At 69.7% G+C, this 18,730-nt stretch carries 17 protein-coding genes; 10 read left to right on the top strand and 7 right to left on the bottom strand.

The annotated features are described in order from the left end of the window. Nucleotides 1–5: 5 nt before the first annotated feature. From OG574_RS43280 to OG574_RS43270, 3 genes are all read right to left on the bottom strand, one after another. A complete protein-coding gene (locus OG574_RS43280; RefSeq protein WP_326777702.1) occupies nucleotides 6–2,306 on the bottom strand; it encodes a molybdopterin oxidoreductase family protein in 2,301 nt (766 codons plus the stop codon). Beyond that, nucleotides 2,303–3,421, bottom strand: a complete 1,119-nt coding sequence (locus OG574_RS43275) for an MFS transporter (RefSeq protein ID WP_326777701.1) — start codon at nucleotides 3,419–3,421, stop codon at nucleotides 2,303–2,305. The genes OG574_RS43280 and OG574_RS43275 overlap by 4 nt, the downstream gene beginning before the upstream one ends. 127 nt (nucleotides 3,422–3,548) lie before the next feature. Further along, nucleotides 3,549–4,757: a nitrate/nitrite transporter gene (locus tag OG574_RS43270; RefSeq protein ID WP_326777700.1), complete on the bottom strand. Its 1,209-nt coding sequence runs from the start codon at nucleotides 4,755–4,757 to the stop codon at nucleotides 3,549–3,551. 123 nt (nucleotides 4,758–4,880) lie between these two features. Between OG574_RS43270 and OG574_RS43265 the strand changes: the two genes are divergently transcribed. Then, the gene (locus OG574_RS43265; RefSeq protein WP_100594665.1) at nucleotides 4,881–5,102 is read left to right on the top strand and encodes a helix-turn-helix domain-containing protein; all 222 of its coding nucleotides are present in this window, start codon (nucleotides 4,881–4,883) and stop codon (nucleotides 5,100–5,102) included. After that, entirely contained in the window at nucleotides 5,099–5,815 is a 717-nt protein-coding gene (locus OG574_RS43260; RefSeq protein ID WP_326777699.1) for a Clp protease N-terminal domain-containing protein, read from the top strand. Before OG574_RS43265 ends, OG574_RS43260 begins: the two co-directional genes overlap by 4 nt. A gap of 25 nt (nucleotides 5,816–5,840) precedes the next feature. Here the strand turns inward: OG574_RS43260 and OG574_RS43255 are convergent, their stop codons facing one another. Then, nucleotides 5,841–6,014 carry a hypothetical protein gene (locus tag OG574_RS43255; RefSeq protein WP_159032472.1) on the bottom strand — a complete coding sequence of 58 codons (174 nt, stop codon included), beginning with the start codon at nucleotides 6,012–6,014 and terminating at the stop codon, nucleotides 5,841–5,843. A 40-nt stretch (nucleotides 6,015–6,054) separates the two neighbouring features. After that, complete coding sequence (locus OG574_RS43250) at nucleotides 6,055–7,509, bottom strand: ferredoxin reductase family protein (RefSeq protein WP_326777698.1); 1,455 nt, start codon at nucleotides 7,507–7,509, stop codon at nucleotides 6,055–6,057. A 558-nt stretch (nucleotides 7,510–8,067) separates the two neighbouring features. Here OG574_RS43250 and OG574_RS43245 point away from each other — a divergent pair. The 5 genes from OG574_RS43245 to OG574_RS43225 all read left to right on the top strand — a co-directional run bounded on the left by OG574_RS43245 (nucleotide 8,068) and on the right by OG574_RS43225 (nucleotide 12,695). After that, on the top strand, nucleotides 8,068–9,435 hold the full coding sequence (locus OG574_RS43245; protein ID WP_326777697.1) for an NAD-binding protein: 1,368 nt from the start codon (nucleotides 8,068–8,070) through the stop codon (nucleotides 9,433–9,435). Nucleotides 9,436–9,688: 253 nt separating this feature from the next. Beyond that, nucleotides 9,689–10,393, top strand: a complete 705-nt coding sequence (locus OG574_RS43240; protein WP_326777696.1) for a VanZ family protein — start codon at nucleotides 9,689–9,691, stop codon at nucleotides 10,391–10,393. A 104-nt stretch (nucleotides 10,394–10,497) separates the two neighbouring features. Beyond that, complete coding sequence (locus tag OG574_RS43235) at nucleotides 10,498–11,196, top strand: response regulator transcription factor (RefSeq protein WP_326777695.1); 699 nt, start codon at nucleotides 10,498–10,500, stop codon at nucleotides 11,194–11,196. Beyond that, nucleotides 11,189–12,268, top strand: coding sequence for a sensor histidine kinase (locus OG574_RS43230; protein ID WP_326777694.1), 1,080 nt, complete (start codon nucleotides 11,189–11,191; stop codon nucleotides 12,266–12,268). Before OG574_RS43235 ends, OG574_RS43230 begins: the two co-directional genes overlap by 8 nt. Before the next feature lie 178 nt (nucleotides 12,269–12,446). Continuing rightward, the gene (locus tag OG574_RS43225) at nucleotides 12,447–12,695 is read left to right on the top strand and encodes a DUF6332 family protein (protein ID WP_326777693.1); all 249 of its coding nucleotides are present in this window, start codon (nucleotides 12,447–12,449) and stop codon (nucleotides 12,693–12,695) included. Between the two features lie 100 nt (nucleotides 12,696–12,795). Here the strand turns inward: OG574_RS43225 and OG574_RS43220 are convergent, their stop codons facing one another. Continuing rightward, on the bottom strand, nucleotides 12,796–13,323 hold the full coding sequence (locus OG574_RS43220; protein WP_326777692.1) for a hypothetical protein: 528 nt from the start codon (nucleotides 13,321–13,323) through the stop codon (nucleotides 12,796–12,798). Between the two features lie 632 nt (nucleotides 13,324–13,955). Here OG574_RS43220 and helR point away from each other — a divergent pair. Next, nucleotides 13,956–16,160, top strand: coding sequence for an RNA polymerase recycling motor ATPase HelR (gene helR, locus OG574_RS43215; protein ID WP_442816890.1), 2,205 nt, complete (start codon nucleotides 13,956–13,958; stop codon nucleotides 16,158–16,160). Here the strand turns inward: helR and OG574_RS43210 are convergent. Continuing rightward, entirely contained in the window at nucleotides 16,091–16,699 is a 609-nt protein-coding gene (locus OG574_RS43210) for a DUF6299 family protein (RefSeq protein WP_326777691.1), read from the bottom strand. The genes helR and OG574_RS43210 overlap by 70 nt on opposite strands. A 279-nt stretch (nucleotides 16,700–16,978) precedes the next feature. Between OG574_RS43210 and OG574_RS43205 the strand changes: the two genes are divergently transcribed. Together OG574_RS43205 and OG574_RS43200 are read left to right on the top strand one after the other, a co-directional pair. Beyond that, nucleotides 16,979–17,827 carry an aldo/keto reductase gene (locus OG574_RS43205; RefSeq protein ID WP_326777690.1) on the top strand — a complete coding sequence of 283 codons (849 nt, stop codon included), beginning with the start codon at nucleotides 16,979–16,981 and terminating at the stop codon, nucleotides 17,825–17,827. Between the two features lie 89 nt (nucleotides 17,828–17,916). Beyond that, complete coding sequence (locus tag OG574_RS43200; RefSeq protein ID WP_326777689.1) at nucleotides 17,917–18,540, top strand: GNAT family N-acetyltransferase; 624 nt, start codon at nucleotides 17,917–17,919, stop codon at nucleotides 18,538–18,540. Nucleotides 18,541–18,730: the final 190 nt, after the last annotated feature.

The following is an 18,730-nucleotide window of genomic DNA, read 5'->3' as shown; positions in this document are numbered from 1 at the left end:
TGACCTCAGCTCCTCTCGGCGGTGCCACGGCCCTGCGGGGCCGTGGGCGGCAGGGGGTCGGTACGGGACACCTGGGCTTCCGGGTACGCGACCTGGCCGGGCGCGGTCGGGGGCGCCGGCACCTCGTCGATCTGCTCGGCGTGCTCGATGCGGCAGGCGCAGACCTTGTATTCGGGGATCTTGGAACGGGGGTCGAGGGCGTCGATGGTGAGCGCGTTGGCGGCCGTGGGGACCGGCCAGTGGTACGGCACGAAGACGGTGTCGGGGCGGATCGCCTCGGTGACCAGAGCGGGGAAGACCTCGCTGCCCCGGCGCGTCACGACGCGTACCGGATCGCCGTTCTTGAAGCCGTGCGAGGGGTGGACCTCCGCCCATGGGCGCGGGGTCTGCTCGACCAGGGCGCCGAGCCGGCGCGTCTGGTTGCCGGACAGGAAGTGGGCGACGGTGCGGCCGGTGGTGAGCGACATGGGGTGGTCGTCGTCGTACGGGTCCATCGGCGGGTGCCACTCCACGACCTGGAGGTGGATCTTGCCGTCGGGGTGGTACGACTTGCCGTCCTCGAAGAGGCGGGGCATGCCGGGGTGGTCGGTGGAGGGGCACGGCCAGGCGATGCCGCCGGTCTCCTCGAGACGGTCGTAGGTGATTCCGTAGTAGTCGATGACCGTGCCGGCCGACGCGATGCGCAGCTCCTCGAAGACTTCGCGGGAGCCGGGATAGTCGAACTTGTCTCCCACACCGAGGCGTCGGGCCAGCTCACACATCACCCAGGTGTCGGTACGTACGCCCTCCGGCGGCTCCTGCGCCTTGTTGTGCTTGACCACCCTGGCCTCGGCGTTGGCCATCACGCCCTCGTCCTCGGCCCAGGTGGTGACGGGGAAGACGACGTGGGCGTTGTCCGCCGTCTCGGAGAGGAAGAAGTCGAACTGGGCGTGGAACTCGAGGGTGTCGTAACCCTCCTTGACCGTCGCGTAGTTGGGGAGGGAGACGAACGGGTTGTTGCAGATGCCGATCAGGCCGCGGATCTCCTGGCGCTGCATCTGCCAGACCATTTCCATCATCGACGTGCCGGCGGCGGGGAGTTCGGACTCCTCGATGCCCCAGATCTCGCAGATCTGCCGTCGGTGGTCGGGGTTCAGGATGGAGCGCCCGCCGGGCAGCAGGTCGGCCTTCTGGCCGTGCTCGCGGCCGCCCTGGCCGTTGCCCTGACCGGTGAGGGTGCCGTAGCCGGCGCCGGGCTTGCCGATGTTGCCGGTGGCCACGCAGAGGTTGATGACGGTGAGGCAGTTCTCGACGCCCTGGGAGTGGTGCTCGATGCCCCGGGCGTGCCAGGCCATGGCGTTGTTGGCGCCCGCGAAGGCCCTGGCGACCTGGACGACCTGTGCGGCGGGGATCCCGCAGATCTCGGCGGCCCGTTCCGGGGTGTACGTCGCGACGGTGGCCTTGACCTCGTCCCAGCCGGTGGTGTGCGCGGCCACGTACTCCTCGTCGACGAGGTTCTCGCGGATGACTACGTTCAGTACGGCGTTGAAAAACACGGAGTCGGTGCCCGGCTTGAGGGCGACGTGGATGTCGGCGGTGCGGGCGATGGACGTCTCGCGCGGGTCGACGACGATGAGGACGGCGCCCCGGTCTCGGGCGCCCCACACGTACTGGGTCATCACCGGGAAGCACTCCCCCACGTTCGACCCGGCGATCAGCAGGCAGTCGGAGAGGAGGATGTCGGAGAAGGGGTTGCCGGCCCGGTCGATGCCGAAGGACAGCTTGTTGGCTCCGGCGGCGGAGACCATGCACAGGCGGCCGTTGTAGTCGACGTGCTTCGTCTTGAGGGCGACGCGCGCGAACTTGCCGACCAGGTATGTCTTTTCGGAGAACAGGCTCGCCCCGCCGAGCACTCCGAAGGCGTCGTTGCCGTGGGCGGACTGGATGCGGCGGATCTCGGAGACCGTGAAGTCGAGGGCCTCCTCCCAGGTCGCCTCCCGGAAGGGTTCGTCGCGGGAGCGGCGCATGAGGGGGGCGGTCAGCCGGTCCGGGTGGTTGATCTGCTGGTAGGCGTTGATGCCCTTGGGGCAGAGCCGCATGCGGTTGATGTCGTGGTTGCGGGGCTCGACGCCGAACACCTTGCCGCCCTTGTCGACGCGCAGATACATCCCGCACTGCACGCCGCAGAAGCAGCAGTGGGTGGGGACGAGCGTCTCGCCGTTCTGGTCGGCGTGCCACTGGTCGGCCGGGATGCCGCCCGCGTCACGGAAGTTGCGGGTGCCGGGTGGTGCGATGGAGGGGTCAAGCGGGATGTACTGCTGGGTCACTTGAAGCCCTTCTTCACGTCGCTGAGGTATGCGGCACCGCGCAGCACCCGCTTGCAGCGGGGGCAGTACTCGGTCCAGGTGGCGAAGTCGAGCTTGAGGTCACGCATGGTGCCCTGGAGGTTCTCGACGTACGGGGCGGTGTCGATCAGCTGACCGCAGCGCTTGCAGTGGAAGAGCTGTTCGTCCTTGCGGGCCGTGTACTTGAACAGCTGCATGCCGACGGCGGCCGGCCGCTGGACGATGTGGAAGAACTTGCCGAAGGGGATGTAGATGAGGGTGAAGACCACCGACACCATGTGCAGGATCGCCAGGAACTCGTAGCCGCCGCCGTGCAGGAAGATCGAAGAGAAGGTGAGGAGCAGGCCGGTCACCGAGATGACGATCAGGGCGATCAGCGGGACCAGGTCGTAGGCGAAGCGCTGGCCGGTCATGGCGCCGCGGTCCTTCATACGCCGCCACAGGAAGTACGAGGCGCCGGGGATCACCAGGACGGCGGCGATGTCCAGGCCGTGGAACATCAGCCAGCCGAGGATGTTCAGCGAGTCGAAGCCGATGACCTTGATGCCCCAGATCCGCATCGCGTAGCCGGGACCCGCACCGGACGGGGAGGTGAACGTGAACCACCCCCAGGTCAGCGGGAAGGTGATCAGGGCGGCCAGGATGCAGCCCCAGAAGATCAGCTGGTGGGCGGCCCAGCGGGCCTGCGAGCGGGCCCCGAGGAACTTCTGGAAGCCGAGGTAGGTGGCGATCATCTGCGGCAGCGCGGTGGGCGCCTTGCGGAAGTTGTCGGACGAGAACAGGCTGCGCCAGCCCTGCTTGAACAGACGGCGTGCGCCCGGGGCGGAGATCCACACGGTGTAGCGGTAGGCGACACCGAAGGCGAGGAACACAGTCGCGACGGCGTACGGGAGGAGAGCCGAGTCGAAGTCCTTGAGCATCCGGCTGCCGAACACGATGGCCAGGATCAGCAGGAGGGACACGATGGTGCCGGCGAGCGTGGCCCGCCCTGCGACCGAACGCGGTCGGGGCCCGCCGACCGCGCCGGTGGGCGGTGGCGCGTCCGGAGCGGTGGCCACGTCCGAGGCGGCGGCGGGGGGTGCGGGTGGCTCAGTCACCCGACCCACGATAGGGAGTTTTGTATGCATTTCGCCCGTTGTTGAAGGCGCACGAGTGACGTGTCGGTCGGCGGCGGCGCGCAACGGGGCACGCACGCCCGGCCGATGATGAGGCCGCAAACACGCCCTACGGCCGCTCCGCCCCGATGTTCCGCATGCGGCCGTACGCATAGACGCAGCCGGCGAGAGCCAGGTCGGACAGGAGCATGAAGCCGATGGAGTACGAGCTCTTGGCGCTGTAGACCGCGCCCATGACGAGCGGTGGCACGAAGCCACCGAGGCCGCCCATCGCACCGACGATGCCGGTGACAGAGCCGACCTGCGGCTGTGGAGTGACCTGGGAGACGAGCGCGAAGACGCTGCCGCTGGCCGTGCCGAGTCCGGCGGCCATCAGCAGGAAGCAGATCGTGCCCACGGGGTTCAGCTTCGGGTCGAAGGCCTGGACGATCGCGAAGAGCGCGACGACACCCAAGGCGCAGGCAGTGACGGTCGCCGGGTGGATCCGGTCGGACAGCCAGCCGCCGATGGGCCGGAAGATGACGGTGACCAGGGCGAACCCGGCCGCTTTGGTGCCCGCGTCGGTGGGGTCGAGCTCGTACCAGGTCTTCAGATACGTGGGCAGGTAGACGCCGAACGCGACGATGCCGCCGAACCCGATCGCGTACAGACCGGACAGCTCCCACGTCACCCTCAGCCGTCCCGCCTGCCCGAGCCGGGTGGCGAGCGGGCTGGTGGGGATCGGCCGGTCGGGGCGGTCGGTGATCAGGAGCAGAGCGAGCAGCGCGTAGGCGGCCAGCGCGATGGCCACCACGAAGAAGGGGAGGTTCTCACTGTGCTTGGCCATGCGTGGCGTGAAGTAGCCCGACAGGGCCACACCACCCATGCCCATGCCGAAGATTCCGAGCGCGAACCCGCGGTGGGCGGGCGGGAACCAGGAGTTCACGAGCGGGATACCGATGGCGAACGTCGTGCCGCCGATACCGAGCAGGAATCCGACGCCGAGCATGGCGACGAAGGAGCCCCTGGCGGGGATGACCAGGAGCACCGGGATGATCGTCAGGGCGGAGATCAGCGGGAACATCAGCTTGGCGCCGTAGCGGTCGGTCAGCGCGCCGACGGGAACGCGGCCGAGGGAGCCCACGATGACGGGCACCGCGACGAGGAACGACTGGTTGAACGAGCTCAGGTTCAGGCGTTCCCCGAAGTCGCTGCCGAGCGGCGCGATGAGGGCCCAGGCCCAGAACGTGAGAGCGAACCCGATGGTGGCCACGGCCAGGTTGCGGTAGGCCGCGGCGGGCGGCCGGGCGGTCGGCTGTTCCGGTGCAGGGTGTTCCACATGCCGATGCTAGGAAGGCCTGCGGCATCCCGGCCTGATCTGGTGCTCCGATCGGTTCTCGGACCCCCGGATCGCGTCAGCATATGTTGACACCCATTCGGCCGTCAGCATATGCTGACGGCCATGGAGAGCACACTCGAAATCGCCGAGGGCGCCGCCAGCAGCGACCCGGACACCGGGCTCCGCGCGGTGGCCGCCCTACGAGAACTCACCGAACGCCTGGAGATCCTCCAGGTCGAGAACGCCCGGAAGCTGGGATGGTCCTGGCAGGACATCGCGGAGCGGCTCGGCGTCACCAAGCAGACCGTGCACCGCAAGTACGGCCGCCTGATAGGGAGTCGATGATGTTCGAACGCTTCACACCGGACACCCGCACCGTGGTGGTCCACACCCAGGAACACGCCCGCCGGCTCGGCCACAACTACATCGGCCCCGAGCATCTCCTGCTCGCCCTCGCCTCCACCGATCAGCCCGCGGGCGCCGTACTGCGTGAGCACGGCGTGACGCCGGAGGGGGTGGAGGAGGAGATCGTCCGTCTGGTCGGACTCGGGGGCGCGTCCCACCTGTTCGGCACCCTCAACCGGGACGCCCTCGCGTCCGTGGGCATCGACATCGACGCCGTACGCGCCAGGATCGAGGAGTCCTTCGGGCCGGAAGCCCTCGCGCGCGCCGACAGCGCCGTCCACCACGGACCTCGCTCGCCGAGGCGCGGCCCGCGTCGCGTGGTGCCCACGGTCCTCGCCCGCCACTGGCGCCGGAGGCGAGCCGCCCGACACCCCGTCCGCACGGCACAAGCCCCCGCTCCCACCGGCCTGTACCAAACCGCCGGCGCTCGCTCCGGCGGGCACATCCGGTTCTCCCCTCGCGCCAAGGAGAGCCTCGCGAACACGGTCCGCGAGGCACAGGCCCGGCACGACAGTTACATCGGCCTCGAACACCTCAGCCTCAGCCTCATCACCATGACCACCGGCCTCGTGCCGTCAGTACTGTCGGCACTCGGCGCCTCGGCCCCGGCGTTGCGCACCGCAATCAGTGAGCGGTATGGGCAGGTGAGCTGATTCCCCCCCTCCCCCGGTCATGCGGCTACGGCGCCGTCGCCGTGGTCCGGTCGGGGGCGGGCGGGGCCGCCGGGTCGACGGCGACGACGAGGAACGTGGCGACGAGGGCGCTGGCCCCCGCGAGCCCGGCGGCAAGACGGCGCCGGGCCGTGAGGGTGGGGAGCGGCGTGGGGCCTGCGGGCTTGCGGTGGCGTCCCATGGGGGTCTCTCTGTCAGTGGTGTACGGCATCTGCGCCGGCTCAGAACGTGAAGCACTCTGCGTGGATGTGGTCTTCGGGCACCCCTGCCCGCACCAGCGCCGCGGTGGCCGCGGCCGTCATGCCGGGCGGCCCGCACACGTAGACGTCGTGCTCGGCGAGTTCGGGTACGAGATTGCGCAGGGCCTGCGGTGCGAGCGGGTCGAACGAGGCGTCCGACGGGCCGAGCAGATAGTGCAGGGCCGCCTGCCTGCTGCGAGCGATGGCCTCCAACTCCCCGCTCAGGACGAGTTGTTCGGCCGTGGCCGCGCGGTAGAGGAGAGTGAGGTCGCCCGGCGCTCCGGGCAGCGTCTCGAACAGGGCCCGCAGGGGCGTGATGCCGACGCCGCCCGCCAGGAGCAGCACCTTGCGCCGTGTGCGGCGGTGTGCGGTGAGCGCGCCGAAGGGCCCCGTGGCCAGGACGCGCGTGCCCGGCGCGAGCCTGCGGACACGGCGCGTGTGCCGGCCGAGTGCCTTGACGGTGATACGCAGTTCATCGCCGCGCACCGGCGCCGAGAGGGAGAACGGGAGCGACGTGTGCCAGAGCCCTGCCCTGAGGAATCGCCAGCGGAAGAACTGGCCGGGCTCGGCCCGCAGTCCGTCGAGCCCGATGCCCTGCATGACGACGGAGAAGACGCCGGGCCCCTCGCCATGGACCGCGACCACGCGCAGGCTGTGCCGCAGCGCCTGATGGACGGGCACGACCAGCCGATACCAGACGAGCAGTACGGCGACGGTCGCGTGCAGGAGGGCCCAGAGCCACCGCGTGACGACGCCGCTTGCCACATCCGGGCCCGCGAGTTGATGCACGAAGCCCAGCGCAGCGCCCAGATAGGTCAGCAGATGCAGGGCCCGCCACGTCTCGTGGGTGACCCGGCGGCGTACCGCACGAGCGCTGCTCACACCGACGACGACGAGCAGGGCCGCACCGGCGAACGCGGCCACGACGGCCGGGTATCCGAGGAGGGCCACGACGGTGGAGACGAGGTCGGTGCCGGCGTGGGTGGCGTATCCGCACACGGCGAGGACCAGATGGGCCGCGCACAGCACCAGGACGTGACGTCCACCGGCGGCGTGACGGCGGGCGAGGCGGTCGGCGCCGACTCCGTGCTCGACGGCGGGGATGCGCGCCATGAGGAAGAGCATGACGAGGATGCCGTATCCGGCGAGCAGTCCGGTGAGGTGTGCGCCGGTCGCGAAGAGCACGTCGAGCCGCGCCGACGGTTCGGCCTGTACGGCCCAGAGGGCGCTGACGCCGATGCCGCCCACGACGATGCCCACGCGCAGGGCGCCCGGCGAGATGCGCAGGGGAGCGGCGGGACGGCCGATGCGGGGGCGGCGGGTGGGCCGCGGAGGTATGGGCGGGTACTCCGCGCCTGGGCCCTCGACGTGGCGCAGATACGCGTTCAGGGCGGGGTACCTGGAGAGTTCGGATTCGCTGGCGGCCTCGGTCGTCACGCGGCCACAGTAGGGGTCGAGAGGGGTGAAAAAAGCCAGGTCAGAGACCCATCAGTGATCCTTAAGGCAGGCTTGAGGGTCGCCTCAAGGGTGGTTAAGCCACGGGCCTCTCGACCCGGAACGGTTGGGGAGCACCACCGCGCCGGAAGCCACCGCGCCGCGTTTCCGGCCTCGTCGCCAGGAGGTCTCCGTCGCGGGCAACAGTGACTCCCATACCGCACAGGGGACTTCGCCTTCTTGTACACAATGTCGGACAGGCCGGGGATCCGACGCCCCCATGGAGCCTGATACAAACCGCCGGAACCCTGGTACAAAGAACACGTCTTCGGCTCCTCCCGACCGTGCCTCACTCATCGGACACGGCGTACGAGACAGACGTGCCGGCCAGACCGGCCCGCGCCGAAGCCCCCGCACCGAGCCTCGACCAGGCATGCCGGGCGCACTGATCAAAAGGCGGCTCAGAGCAGCCCCCACCCGTGCAGAAAGGCCGACGGTTTGAACCCGCAGACATTTCAGGATCAGGCACCTCCCCACATACCCGCCTCGGGTCAGCGCATTGTGATCATCGAGGACGACGAGGCCCTGGGTCGCTCCGCAGCGGCTCACATCGGCCGCCGGTACGGCACGGTGCACCGCCTGCCGCGGCCCGACGACGACACCCTGCGCGAGCACCTGGAGCAGTCCGTCGACGCCGTCGCCGTCGTCTCCCGCGATGACATCGTCGCCCTGCGCTATGCCTTGCTGGCCGAACATCTCAAGCCGGGTATCCGGTTGGTCGTGACCCTCTTCGACCGCACGGTCGCCGACGAGGTCTCCCGTACGGTCCCCAACTGCACCGTCCTGAGCATGACCGATGCCATCGTGCCCAGCCTCCTGGCGGAATGCCTCGCCCCGAGCTACGCGATGCTCCAGCCCGACGGCGGGGGCGTCATCGCGGTCCGGCGGGAGGACGGGACCACGTCCGTCGAGCATCTGAACGGACGTGCCCTCGCGGCCCACGCGCATGTTCACCCCCGCGCGTCCTTCCCTGCCTGGCTGCGTTCCCTCGGGACGTCCGCGAAGGCGCTCATCGCGAGTCTGGCCGCCCTGTCGGTAGCCTTCTCGGTGGACATCGCGCTCGGCGTCCTCGTCCTGCACGAGCACTGGACCGACTCCGTGTGGAACGCCGCCCGCGCGCTCACCACGATCGGCTCCTCGCCGGCGGCCGAGCACGGACCCGGCTGGTACAAGGTCCTGTCCGCCGTCTCGATGCTCGCCGTCCTGGTGCTGGCGGCCATCTTCACCGCGAGCGTCGTCGACCGGTTCACGGGACACCGCATGACGAGCATCCTGGGCGCCCGGTCCATCCCGCGCCGCGGCCACGTCATCGTCGTCGGCCTCGGGCAGGTGGGCCTGCGGCTGTCCGCGCGGCTGAAGGACCTCGGCATCAAGGTCGTCGCCGTGGAGCGCAACCCCCAGGCGGCGTGCCTCCCCCTGGCCCGCTCCCTGAACATCCCCGTCGTCCTCGGCCGGGGCGGTGACCGCTTCCTGCTCGAACGCCTCTCCGTCCTGCGGGCCCGCGGTCTTGCCGCGGTCGGCTCGGACAGTCTGGCGAACATGGCTGTCGCGGTCGCGGCCCGGGCCGTCGCCCCCGACCAGCGGATCATCCTGCGCGCCGGAAGCGACGAGGTCACGACGGACTCGCAGTCCCTGTTCCGCATCGGCGCGGTGTGCGACTTCCCGCGCATCGTCGGCGCCTTCGTCGCCGCGTCGGTACTGGGCGCCGAACCGTCCAGCGTCTTCGTCGCCGAGGACCGCACCTGCGCCCTGTTCCCGGACGGACAGGTGGTGGACCTCGCCACGTGGGACACACGCCCCGAGCCATCCGAGGAGACCGCACCTGGCCGTACCGCGTCAGGCGTTGAAGCGTCAGCGGCCACGAACTGAGGGCGGACTCACTGCGCGCGCACCACTGGCCGGTTGGACTGCCGTCCCCTCCACCCGGCATGCCGTGAACACGGCCGAGGAGAAGGAGCGGACACCCGATCGAGCGTGACCGACGCGCCGGCGCGATCACCCGCGGCGGGACCATCTCACTGCCGACTCGCGCCAGTTCCTTGATGCCGGGTATTCCGTGTATCGCGGGCGTATCGAAAATCGCATACGCCACCGCAACGGCCCTCCGTCTCCAATGGGGGCCATGAACCACGACGCATCCCTGCCGGCACCGCCCGGCCGTACCCGCAGGATCGTGTTCCTCGGCCTGGCGATCGTCGCCTTGGCGAGCGGCGCGTTCGTCGTGCGCGGGCCGCTCATGATGTCCGCTCCGAGGTGCATGGCCGGGCGGTGGCACGGCTGCTTCGACACGTTCAACGGTGTGGTGCTCATGACGTTGGTCGCGCTGCCGTTGGCCGCGCTGGTGGCGTGGGCGCTGACGCTCCGTCGGCGTGCCGCCGGCGTCACATCGGCGTGGCGGATGTCGCTGGCCGAGGTGGGCATGGTCCACGGGACGGTGCCGTTCCTGTGGCTGACCATGATGCCGGGCGCCGGGGCCGGCATCGTCCCCGCCCGGGTGAGCCTGGTACCCCTGCGGGACCTGGTCACAATGGGGACGCTCGGGATCGTCGGCAACCTGCTGGTCTTCGCTTCGTTGGGGTTCTTCGCACCGATGCGGTTCGCGGCGCTGGCGTCCGTGCCGCGGATCCTGGCGCTCGGGGCGGGCTGCTCGGTCCTGGTCGAAACCGCACAGTACGTCCTGCGCCTTGACCGGGTGTCCTCAGTGGACGACGTACTGGTCAACGCCGCCGGCGCCGTACTGGCCGCGCTGGCGTCGCGCCAGTGGTGGCGCACTGCGGCGCAGGCACCGTCGGACCAGCCCCGCCCCGCGCCGGCACCGACAGGGTGAGCCGCGTGTCCGGTGTGCACACGTCTTTGCGCCCGGCCTTGCAGAGGCCTTTGCACACGTCTTTGCATACGTCGGCGATATGTTCTGCTGCTTAGGCTTCGCACATGCGCGTACTGATCGTGGAGGACGAGCCCTACCTGGCCGAAGCCGTCCGTGACGGTCTACGCCTTGAGGCGATCGCCGCCGACATCGCCGGCGACGGCGACTCCGCCCTGGAACTCCTCAGCGTCAACTCCTACGACCTCGCGGTCCTTGACCGCGACATCCCCGGTCCCTCCGGCGACGAGGTGGCCCGACGCATCGTCGCCTCCGGCAGCGGCATCCCGATCCTCATGCTCACCGCCGCCGACCGGATCGACGACAAGGCTTCCGGGTTCGGGCTCGGCGCCGACGACTACCTCACCAAACCGTTCGAGCTGCGGGAGCTCGTCCTGCGGCTGAGGGCGCTCGACCGCAGACGCGCGTACGCCCGGCCTCCGGTCCACGAGATCGCGGGCCTGCGGCTCGACCCGTTCCGCCGGGAGGTCTTCCGCGACGGACGCTATGTGGCGCTCACCCGCAAACAGTTCGCCGTCCTTGAAGTCCTCGTCGGCGCCGAGGGCGGGGTCGTCAGCGCCGAAGAACTCCTTGAACGGGCGTGGGACGAGAATGCCGACCCCCTCACCAACGCCGTGCGCATCACCGTCTCGGCGCTGCGCAAACGGCTCGGCGAACCATGGATCATCGCCACGATGCCCGGCGTCGGCTACCGGATCGACACCGGTCCGGACACCACCGCCCCCGGCAGTACGCCGCATGGATAGGCGTCCAGGGCTCAGCGCCCGACTGAAACTCACCCTCAGCTACGCCGGATTCCTCGCCGTCGCCGGCGCTCTCCTGCTGGCCGTGGTGTGGGTGTTCCTGCTGCGCTACGTACCTGACAACCCCAAGGGCCTTCTCGGGATCTCGCCCAACCGCTACCTCCTTGTGCACACCTTCGCGCCCGCCGCGGCCGTGGCGATGGTCTTCCTGCTCGTGTTCGGCCTCGTCGGAGGATGGATCCTCGCCGGCCGGATGCTCGCACCGCTCACACAGATCACGGATGCGGCACGGATGGCCGGGAGCGGGTCGCTGTCCCACCGGATCCACATGAAGGGCCGCCAGGACGAATTCCGTGAACTCTCCGACGCGTTCGACTCGATGCTCCAACAACTCGGGTCCCACGTCGCCGAGCAGCAGAGGTTCGCCGCGAACGCCTCCCACGAACTGCGCACCCCGCTGGCGATCTCGCGGGCGCTCCTCGACGTCGCCCGCAAGGACCCCACGCGGGACCGGGACGAACTCATCGAACGCCTGCACGCCGTCAATACGCGGGCGATCGACCTCACCGAGGCCCTCCTGCTGCTCAGCCGTGGCGAGCGCGGAAACTTCGTCCGCGAGAGCGTCGACCTCTCCCTCATCGCCGAAGAAGCCGCCGAAACGCTGCTCCCCCTCGCCGAACAGCGCCGCATCACGCTCGACGTCACCGGCGGGGCGGCCCGGACCAGCGGCTCCGCGGAGCTCCTTCTGCGGATGGTGACGAACCTCGTCCAGAACGCCATCGTCCACAACCTCCCCGCCGGCGGCACCGTGACGGTCCACACCGAGACGCACGACGACACGAGCGTGTTGCGGGTCGAGAACACAGGTCCTCGACTCCCACCGGAACTGGTACCGACCCTCACCGAACCCTTCCAGCGCGGAACGGAACGCGTACGCACCGACGAGCACGCCGGCGTCGGGCTCGGCCTGGCCATCGTCCACAGCATCGTCCGCGCCCACGACGGGACCCTCGACCTCGTCCCCCGCCCCGCCGGCGGTCTCCTCGTCACGGTCCGGCTTTCCAGCACGCCGTAGGCACGGTCCCCGAGCATGGTTGGCGGTCGGGCGTGGCGTCGTGACACCGGAGCCGACCTGACCGGGCTCGCCCGGGCCGCCGTCGCGCCCACGGGCCGGACGGTGAAGTTCTCCCGGAGTCCCTCCACGTGCGTGCACGCACGTGGCCGGATGGCGGATCGGCTGCGATGCTGCCCTCATGGGGACAAGACTGCGGCGCAGCCAGGCCGAGCGGGACGAGGTCACCGTCGAGATCGGCTATGCGCTGTTCAGCGCATGCTTCCTCGGAGGCATCGTCTTCGCGACGATCGCCGGCCCTGCCTTCGTCTGGCGCCTCCCTCCCACTGTCGAGCACTCATTGGTGGCTACGGGGACTGTGGTCGGCGGCGTCCTGGCAGTGATGCGCGTCGTCCACGTCCTGCGGCGATTCGACTCGCAACACCGCTGACGGACAACCAGGCGCGGGCGGTCGCCGCATCAGCACGGCCGGCGGTAGGGAACGTCAGGGATGTGGGTAGACGCTGAGCCGTCGGCGCTGCAGGCCGAACTCATTGCCCGCCGAGTCGGAGCGCGCCGATCACGTACAGGCTCCCGGATACCGTCGTGAGCAGAAAGGCGAGAGCCGTGTGGACGGCGAGTCCTCGTCCCGGGGCAAGGCCCAGGTATGCCCGTGCCGCACGGCTCACCCGGGGTCGGGGGACTCCTCGCGCGGCGTTCGCGTCGGCCTTCTCGATCGCTCGGCGAAGTTTCCCGCGGGATCTCTTCGTCGTGATGCCCAGGCGCACACCATGGGCGTCGCACACCACCAGGGTGCGGTGCGCGCCGCCGTACGAAAAGGTCGTGAGCAGGCGGACGGTGGCGATCCGGTTCAGGTCGACGGACCGTTCGCCGGTCAGGGTGCGCGCGGTCAGGTGCGACGACGAGTGCCGGAACGGGGCTCGTTCCTCGCACAGTTCGGTGAGGAGGAGGAAGCCGATCATCGCGCACAGCAGGCCGAGCACGATCGGTGTGCCTTCGGGGACTGCCCGGGTCCGGGCCAGTCCGTAGCCGGCGAGGGGCAGCAGAAGGACAGCCACCGCCAGTCCCGATCCCACGCGCGCACGCGCCACGCTGCTGGTTGTACTCGCTTCCACTGACGCCCCCCCCCGTTTCAGCCGACGGGCACCAGCATGCATGAGCGGTGGGTTGTGCCGCACTGCCGATGTCCGGCAATCTTCGGCGAGGGATCCGTCAGGAGCGGGACGCGGGACCGCACGCGTCCCCGGAACACCCTTGTGCCTGATCGTCCATCAAGTCGAGCTGGTTCCAAGCCAGTTGGACCGGACCGACTGTGTACGCGAGCCCCTGCGGTGAGCTTCGGCCGGTCTCGTGGGAGCGTTGCGTGGCGCGTCGCCGCCGCTTGAAGGAGGTGCTCGTCCGAGAGAGCACGATGCGCCCGTCCCCAGAGAGCAAGAAAGGCAAGGAGGACTTCCCACTCCTTGCCACTCTTAATTTATAGCGCACTGGGGGGCTTGCGGCAAGGCCCCCACCTTGCCGCACAATCGCTGGCCGAGGCCCGAACCCTGCGGAAATGGGAGATCAACTAAGTGCACTTGCTGCTGTCGGTTTATGGGTCGTGCGGTGGTGTCGCGCCGGTGCGGGCGCTCGGCGCCGAGGTGCCGGTGGGCGCCGCGTCGGACTTCGCAGGCGTGACCTCGGATCGGAGCTGATGACATTGACCTCCACGACCACCAGTGCGTTCGACCTTCCCGAGCGCCTTTCCTCCAAGGCCGATGCGACGCTGATCGCCGGCGATGAGCAGCACTTCGCGGCAATCGCGAGCAGCCTCGACCAGACGATCACCGAGCTCTCCGACCGTCTCGACGTCCTGCGCAAGGCCCCCGGTGGCATCGGCCGCGAGGCGATGGACCGGGACTCGGAGATCCACCGGCTGACCGGCCGCCTGCGCGCCCTGCGCCGCTTCGGCCTGGACCTGTGCCTGGGCCGTGTCGTCGGCGCGGACGACGCCGAGCCCCTGTACATCGGGCGGCTCGGCCTCACCGACAGCGAGGGCCGCCGGCTGCTTGTCGACTGGCGCTCCCCCGCCGCAGAGCCGTTCTTCGCGGCGACGCACGCCAACCCGATGCGCCTGGCGAGCCGCCGCCGGTACCGCTGGACCGGCGGCCGGATCAGTGACTACTGGGACGAGGTGTTCACCGCCGACGGCCTGGAACAGCGGGCCGCGCTCGACGACCAGTCCGCGTTCATCGCCAGCCTGGGCAGCAACCGTTCGGCCCGTATGCGTGACGTCCTCGGCACCATCCAGGCCGACCAGGACGCCATCATCCGCGCCGGTTCGCGCGGAGCGCTCGTCGTCGACGGCGGGCCCGGCACGGGCAAGACCGTCGTCGCCCTGCACCGTTCCGCGTACCTCCTCTACTCCGACCCGCGCCTCAGCCACCGTCGGGGCGGTGTGCTGTTCGTCGGTCCGCACCGGCCCTACCTGGACTACGTAGCCGATGTCCTGCCGAGCCTCGGGGAGGAGGGCGTGCAGACCTGCATCCTGCAGGACCTCGTCACCGAGGGCGCGACGGCGGAGGTCGAGACCGACCCGGACGTGGCCCGCCTGAAGTCGTCGGCGGCCATGGTGCAGGCGATCGAGAAGGCCGTCAGGTTCTACGAGGAGCCGCCCACCAAGGGCATGACCGCCACGACTGCCTGGTCCGACATCTGGGTGAGCGCCGACGACTGGGCCGAAGCGTTCAAGGCTCCGGGTCCGGGCGCTGCGCACAACGAGGCGCGCGAGCAGGTCTGGGAGGCACTGGCCACGATCCTCATGGACAAGCAGGGTATGGACGAGGACGAGGACGGCGTCTCGCCCGATCTGTTCCTGCGGTCGCTGCGGCAGGACAGGGATCTGGTCGCGGCCCTCAACAGCGCGTGGCCGCTGCTCGAGGCCGCCGACCTCGTCTCCGACCTCTGGACGGTCCCCGCCTACCTGCGAATGTGTGCCCCCTGGCTCGACCGCGACGACGTGGCGAAGCTGCAACGCAAGGACGCCCCCCAGGCCTGGACGGTGTCCGACCTGCCGCTCCTCGACGCGGCTCGGCAGCGCCTCGGTGACCCGGAGGCGGCGCGGCGCAAGCGGCAGCACGACGCCGCCGTCGCCGCCGAGCGCGAGCGCATGGCCCTCGTCATCGACGACATCATCTCGGCAGCCGACTTCAACTCGGCCGGCGACGACAGCGAGGGCGCGGTGCGGATGCTGCGCGGGAAGGACCTCCAGGACAGCCTGATCGACGAGAGCGCGCTGCCCACGGCCGACCCGGACCGGCTCGCGGGACCGTTCGCCCACATCGTCGTGGACGAGGCGCAGGAACTCACCGACGCGGAGTGGCAGATGCTGCTCCTTCGCTGTCCGTCGCGGAGTTTCACCATCGTCGGGGACCGTGCTCAGGCGAGGCACGGGTTCACGGAGTCGTGGGAGGAGCGCCTGGAGCGGGCCGGGCTCGACCGGATCAAGCTGGCCTCCCTGAGCATCAACTACCGCACGCCGGAAGAGGTCATGACGGAAGCCGAGCCGGTTATCCGGGCCGAGCTCCCCGACGCCAACGTGCCGACATCCATCCGCAGCAGCGGCGTCCCCGTCGTCCACGGACCGGTCACGGACCTGGACTCGATCCTCGGCACCTGGCTCGCCGCGCACGACGACGGGATCGCCTGCGTCATCGGCGACCCCACGTTCCGGGCGACGTCACGCGTCCGGTCCCTGACCCCGGAGCTGTCGAAGGGCCTCGAATTCGATCTGGTCGTGCTCATCGATCCGGAGGAGTTCGGCGACGGCATCGAAGGAGCGGTCGACCGCTATGTAGCGATGACCCGGGCGACGCAGCAGCTCGTCATCCTGACGAGATCCTTCCTCACGAGTTCCTGACCCGGGAGGGACAGGCTGCGTGATCGCCGCTCGGTGATCGTGCGGATCGCCGCTGAAGGTTTGCCTGTGTGCCCGGGCCCGCCGCGTACGTGGCGGGCCCGGGCACACGGGCCTACAGGCATGCGCCTCTCAGGTGCGGTCGTCCACAAGACGGACCGGCTCCTCCTGCCCTGCCGGGGCGCGCGGCTCGGCAGTCCGCCGTCGGACTCCAGGGTCATCAGGTGCGCGTCGACGGCCGCCCGGCCTTCGTGGAAGCCGAGATCCATCAGACCGTCCACCAGCCCGCTGCTGCTCCGCTCGTGTTCCTGTCCGCCGCACCGGGCCTCGGTGCCGCCGAAGCCGAGCCGCTTGTTGTCCTGGACCAGGTTGCTGGAGACGAAGACGGCGCGGGCGGATGACGACGTCTCGCACCGGTAGGTGCCGCAGAGGGTGAGGGTTCCGCCCGGCGCGATACGGGCCAGCCGGTGCGCGGAAATGCTGCCGCTGAAGGAGTCGGCTGACGCGCTCGGGCTGAGCACGACAACCGCGGTCAGGGCCACCAGGGCCAGCGCGGGAAGGCGCGTGAATTTCCTCCGGTGGGAAGCAAAGCTGGTCGGCGGTGAAACCGTCGAACCGCATTCTGCTGATCACGCGCGCCGAACTCACTCACAGTCACCTCGATGTCGAAGTCATCGCCCCGGACGGCGGCGTGGGCACGGCCGTACCCGCCCGTCCGGTGCCGCCCGGGCGGCACCGGGCGCCGCACTCCGGTTGCGCGAGCACCCACCGCGCCGGGGAATGGCCAAGAGAGGAACACCACCCACGTAAGGAACGCCCCCATGCAGAACGTCCTGCTCAACAACGGCGTCGCGATGCCGATCCTCGGATTCGGCGTCTACCAGATCCCGCCCGAGCAGACCGAGCAGGCTGTCAGCGACGCTCTCGCCGCCGGCTACCGGTCCCTCGACACCGCGGCCGCCTACGGCAACGAGGAGGCCGTCGGCCGTGCGATCAAGGCCAGCGGCATCCCGCGCGAGGACCTGTTCGTCACGACCAAGCTGTGGATCTCCAGCGCCGGCGAGGAGAAGGCCAGGCACGCCTTCCACACCTCGCTGCGCAAGCTTGGCCTCGACCACCTCGACCTCTACCTGATCCACCAGCCCTTCGGCGACGTCTACGGCTCCTGGCGTGCCATGGAGCGCCTGCACCGTGAGGGCGTCGTCCGGGCCATCGGCGTCTCGAACTTCTACCCCGACCGGCTCGTGGACTTCATCGACCACAACGAGATCACGCCGGCGGTCAATCAGATCGAGACCCACCCGTTCAACCGACGCACCGTCGACCAGGACGTCATGCAGGAGCGCGGGGTCCAGATCGAGTCGTGGGGGCCCTTCGCGGAGGGCCGCAACAACCTCTTCTCCGACCCGATGCTCACCGAGATCGGCACCGCGCACGGAAAGTCCGTTGCGCAGGTCGTGCTGCGCTGGCTCATTCAGCGGCAGGTCGTCGTGATCCCCAAATCGGTCCGCGCCGACCGCATGGCGGAGAACCTCGACATCTTCGACTTCGAACTCACCGACAGCCAGATGGCGTCCGTCGACGCCATGGACACAGGCCAGTCCCTGTTCCTCGACCACCGCGACCCGGAGGTCGTCAGCCGGATCGGCAAGCTCCAGCCGACCACCTGACCTTCGCGCTTCGACCGGCCCGACGCGGCTGCCGATCGCCTGCGCACGCATCAGGCCGCAGCTCTCCCCCTCGGCAGCACAATGTCTCAATGCTCACACTCACCGACATCGCCGAGGACCCGCTCGTCCTGACGCACCGCCTGCGCCTGCGCGACGGTTCGCGAGCCGTGCTGCGCCCTCTCGTCCACGCCGACGTGAAGCGCCTGGCCGACTTCCTTGCGGGGCTGTCCCCGGAGTCGAGGCGGCTGAGCACATTCGACGGATACGACCTCGCGGCGGCCCGCGAACTGTGTGACGCGATCGCCCGTTACGACAAGCTGCGGCTGGTGCTCGAGGACGAGTCCTCGGAGCGGATCGTCGGCCTGTTCGAGCTGAGCCTCGCGCTCACCGCCTCCGACATCGCGCGCTACCGGGTCGCCGGAATCCCCCTCACCGAGCGGACCGACTGCCGCTTCGGCCCCACTCTGGCCGACGCGTATCAGGGCAGCGGGGTGGGCTCGCTCGTCATCCCGTTCGTCATGGAGGCCGTACGACGGCTCGAGCGGACGCGGGTCATCCTGTGGGGCGGCGTCCTCGCCGACAACGCGCGAGCACTGCGCTTCTACGAGAAGAACGGGTTCCAGCTCGTCGGCCCCTTCACCGGACCGGACGGCACGCCGTCGCTGGACATGATCCTTCACCTCCCCCTCCACCTACCGCCACGGGCCGCGTGACCTGCGCAAACACCTGAGCCCTGCCCGGGTCCGGCGCCGGATGCGGACTCGTCCCCAGGTCCCCGCCTCCACCTCCCGTCTGCACCCACGGCTCTACAAAAGGGGTCCTGCGGTCATACCGGGGGATGACCGGCCACCGAGTCCGACTACCGCAGGCGTGGGCCGGAGTCCGGCCCGGAGTCTGACATCC

The sequence above is a fragment of the Streptomyces sp. NBC_01445 genome, from assembly GCF_035918235.1.
GTDB lineage: Bacteria > Actinomycetota > Actinomycetes > Streptomycetales > Streptomycetaceae > Streptomyces.
Note: the sequence above shows the minus strand (reverse complement) of the source record. Positions and strands in the feature narration are given on the sequence as shown.

Coding starts and splice junctions, on each gene's coding strand:
- OG574_RS43265 (WP_100594665.1), top strand. CDS start 4,881: ATGGAGAGCACACTCGAAATCGCCGAGGGCGCCGCCAGCAGCGACCCG.
- OG574_RS43260 (WP_326777699.1), top strand. CDS start 5,099: ATGATGTTCGAACGCTTCACACCGGACACCCGCACCGTGGTGGTCCAC.
- OG574_RS43255 (WP_159032472.1), bottom strand. CDS start 6,014: ATGGGACGCCACCGCAAGCCCGCAGGCCCCACGCCGCTCCCCACCCTC.
- OG574_RS43240 (WP_326777696.1), top strand. CDS start 9,689: ATGAACCACGACGCATCCCTGCCGGCACCGCCCGGCCGTACCCGCAGG.
- OG574_RS43235 (WP_326777695.1), top strand. CDS start 10,498: ATGCGCGTACTGATCGTGGAGGACGAGCCCTACCTGGCCGAAGCCGTC.
- OG574_RS43230 (WP_326777694.1), top strand. CDS start 11,189: ATGGATAGGCGTCCAGGGCTCAGCGCCCGACTGAAACTCACCCTCAGC.
- OG574_RS43225 (WP_326777693.1), top strand. CDS start 12,447: ATGGGGACAAGACTGCGGCGCAGCCAGGCCGAGCGGGACGAGGTCACC.
- helR (WP_442816890.1), top strand. CDS start 13,956: ATGACATTGACCTCCACGACCACCAGTGCGTTCGACCTTCCCGAGCGC.
- OG574_RS43205 (WP_326777690.1), top strand. CDS start 16,979: ATGCAGAACGTCCTGCTCAACAACGGCGTCGCGATGCCGATCCTCGGA.
- OG574_RS43200 (WP_326777689.1), top strand. CDS start 17,917: ATGCTCACACTCACCGACATCGCCGAGGACCCGCTCGTCCTGACGCAC.